General features: G+C 69.5%; 3 protein-coding genes. 1 reads left to right on the top strand and 2 read right to left on the bottom strand.

The annotated features are described in order from the left end of the window. Window positions 1–37: 37 nt before the first annotated feature. Together ACFTZL_RS43485 and ACFTZL_RS43480 are read right to left on the bottom strand one after the other, a co-directional pair. The gene (locus ACFTZL_RS43485) at window positions 38–895 is read right to left on the bottom strand and encodes a sugar phosphate isomerase/epimerase family protein (RefSeq protein ID WP_382595745.1); all 858 of its coding nucleotides are present in this window, start codon (window positions 893–895) and stop codon (window positions 38–40) included. Window positions 896–943: 48 nt separating this feature from the next. Next, window positions 944–1,975, bottom strand: coding sequence for a sugar ABC transporter substrate-binding protein (locus tag ACFTZL_RS43480; RefSeq protein ID WP_382595742.1), 1,032 nt, complete (start codon window positions 1,973–1,975; stop codon window positions 944–946). A 204-nt stretch (window positions 1,976–2,179) separates the two neighbouring features. Between ACFTZL_RS43480 and ACFTZL_RS43475 the strand changes: the two genes are divergently transcribed. After that, window positions 2,180–2,966 (top strand): LacI family DNA-binding transcriptional regulator (locus ACFTZL_RS43475; RefSeq protein ID WP_382595740.1); only part of this gene is annotated, 787 nt, incomplete at its 3' end.

The raw sequence follows: 2,966 nt of genomic DNA, 5'->3' as shown, positions 1-2,966 counted from the left end.
CCCCGGGTGAGGTGCGGTCCGGGGTGGCCGCGGCTCGTCAGGACCGGTCGGTCAGGTACTCGTCGATCTTCTTGCGCATGAACAGGGAGGACTCCTTGGCCCGTTCCTCCCAGGCGAAGACACAGGCCGTCAGCGTGCCGTCGAAGCCGTTCGCGCGCAGTGCGCCGAAGAGCTCGCCGAAGTCGACCTCACCCTCCCCGATGTCCAGGTGCTGGTGGATCCGGGCGGGGGTGCCCGGCGGGTTGAGGATGTAGCGGTTGCCGGAGGACGCCGTGTGGTCGAAGGCGTCCGCGAGATGCACGTGGGTCAGCAGGTCACCGGCGTAGTCGATGATGCCGGGGGCGTCGTCGCCGATGTGGAAGGTGTGCGGCGCGCAGTAGAGGAACGACACGTTGGGGTGGTTGATGCCCCGGATGAGGTTGATCGCGTCGTAGCCGTTCTCGATGAAGTCGTCGGGGTGCGGCTCCAGCGCGAGGTTGATGCCCTCCCGTTCGAACAGCGGCAGCAGGTCGTCCATGGACTTCCAGAACTGGGCCTCGCTGCGGTCCGGATCCTCGGGGCGGCCGTTGAACTCGGAGATCATGCTGCTGACACCTAGGTCGGCGGCGATCTGGATGGAGCGCGTCCAGTAGCGCACGGCGGCCTGCCGGGCGTCCTCGTCCGGCCCCGACCAGCGGAACAGGGGCAGGAGGGAGGAGATGCCGACGCCGGCGGAGTCGAGGGCCTTGCGGAACTCGGCGACCGTGCCGTCGTCGACGCGGGGGTGCCGGAAGAAGGGGATGAAATCCTCGCGGGGCGACAGCTCGATCCACTCGTAGCCCAACTCGGCCACCACGGCGGGAAGTTCGAGCAGCGGGACGTGGCGGATCATGTAGGGGTCGAGGGCGATCTTCACAAGCGTCTCCGGGTAGGGGGGACAGGTGCGGTGTGACGGTGCGGGCGGTCAGCGCGTGCCCTTGGCGGCGAATCCGGCGACGCTGTCGATGTTGCTCTTGTCGACGAAGGCCGGGCCGGTGAGGACGGGTGCCTCGCCGCCGCCCATGTAGTTGCCGTTGTTCCTGTAGAGCCACAGGGAGTCGACGGCGAGATAGCCCTGGAGGTAGGGCTGCTGGTCGACGGCGAACTCGATGTCGCCCTTCTTGATGGAGCCGACCAGGTCCTTGTTGAGGTCGAACGTGGCGACCTCGGCCTTGCTGGCGGAGTCCGACACCGACTGCACGGCCGTCAGCGCGAACGGCGCGCCGAGCGTGACCACCTGGTCGATGGCGGAGTCCTGCTTGAGCTTGGCGGTGATCGTGGACTTCACGGACGGCATGTCGTTGCCGTTGACGTAGACGTTCGACACCTGGCCCTTGAAGGTCTTCTTCACTCCGGCGCAGCGGGCCTCCAGCCCGACGTGGCCCTGGACCTGGACGACGCAGACGGCCTTCTGCGCCCCGGTCGCGTTGAGCTTCTCGCCGAACGCCTGGCCCGCGACGGACTCGTCCTGGCCGAAGAACTCCAGCAGGCCCTGGTCCTTCCACTCGTCCATGCCGGAGTTGAAGCCCACGACGGGGATGCCGGCGGCGCGGGCCTTGGCGACGGCCGACTTCATGGCGTCAGGCTTGGCCAGGGTGACGGCGATGCCGTCGACCTTCTGGTCGATCGCGTTCTGGACCAGGTTCGCCTGGCCGCCCGCGCTCTCGTCGTTGGAGTAGATCAGCTTGACGTTGTCCTTGGCCGCGGCGGCCTCGGCGCCCTTGCGGATGATGTCCCAGAACGTGTCGCCGGAGGGCGCGTGGGTGACCATGGCGATCGTCATCCGGGGCGTGTCGGCCTTGCCGGCCGCGGCGTTCGCCCCGCCCTCCTCGGCCTTCTTGCCGCCGGCGCCGCTGGAGCAGCCGGTGGCGAGCAGGGCGGTGGCCGCGACGGCGACGCCGGCCACGGTCCAGCCCGTTCTGCGGGGGCGGGCGTCTGGAGCGGTTGTGCGGTTCATGATCGTGCACCTCACTGGACGACAGGGGGTCGCTGCCTCCCACGGGCGGGGAGCGGAGATGGGTCTCGCGTTTGATGGCTCATCGACCGAACGGTGCGGCTCAGGCAGTCGAACCTGCTCGCTTAAAGCGCTTTAAGTGCTGGTACTATCTGTGGCGTCACAGTCGTATGTCAAGAGTGTTGCCGCCAATCGACGGGAGGTCATGTGGACGAGCTCGACTCCACCGCTCCCGCAGGCGGTAACGGCGCGGCTCCGCGTCCCCGGCTGGAGGACGTCGCCGCGCGGGTCGGTCTGTCCACCGCGTCCGTGTCGCTGGTGCTGCGCAATGTGCCCGGGCCCAGTGAGCGCACCCGGCAGCGTGTCCTGAAGGCCGCCGCCGACCTGGGCTACCGCCCCGACCGCACCGCCAGCGCCCTCGCCAGCAGGCGCAGCCGGCTGCTCGGCGTCATGGTCGACATCCACAGCCCCTTCCACGCCGAGCTGGTCGAGCACCTGCACACGGCCGCCGAGGAGATCGGCTACGACCTCGTCCTGAGCACGCTGACCCGGACCCGTGACGAGCACGCGGCCGTCGAGACGCTGCTCGCCTTCCGCTGTGAGGCGCTGATCCTCCTCGGGCCGGTGGCCCCCGCGTCCGCCCTCGCCGACCTCGACCGCAAGGCGCCCGTCATCTCCGTCGGCCGCCGGATCGCCGACGCCGCCCTCGATGTCGTACGCAGCGCGGACGACGACGGCGTGGGCCAGATCGTCGACCACCTGGTGGGGCTCGGCCACCGTTCCATCGTCCACGTGGACGGCGGCAAGGGCGTCATCGCCACCGACCGGCGCCGCGGCTACCGGAGCGCCATGCGCCGGCACGGGCTCGACGAGCACATCAGGGTCCTTCAGGGGGACAGCACGGAGAAGGCCGGCGAGAAGGCCGGCCGGCATCTGGTCGGCGGCGGCGAACTGCCGACCGCCGTCGTGGCGTACAACGACCAGAGCGCCATCG

The organism is Streptomyces sp. NPDC056948 (genome assembly GCF_042674225.1).
Taxonomy (GTDB): domain Bacteria; phylum Actinomycetota; class Actinomycetes; order Streptomycetales; family Streptomycetaceae; genus Streptomyces; species Streptomyces purpurascens.
The sequence above is the reverse complement of the archived record's forward strand: the minus strand, read 5'-3'. Positions and strand labels throughout refer to the sequence as shown.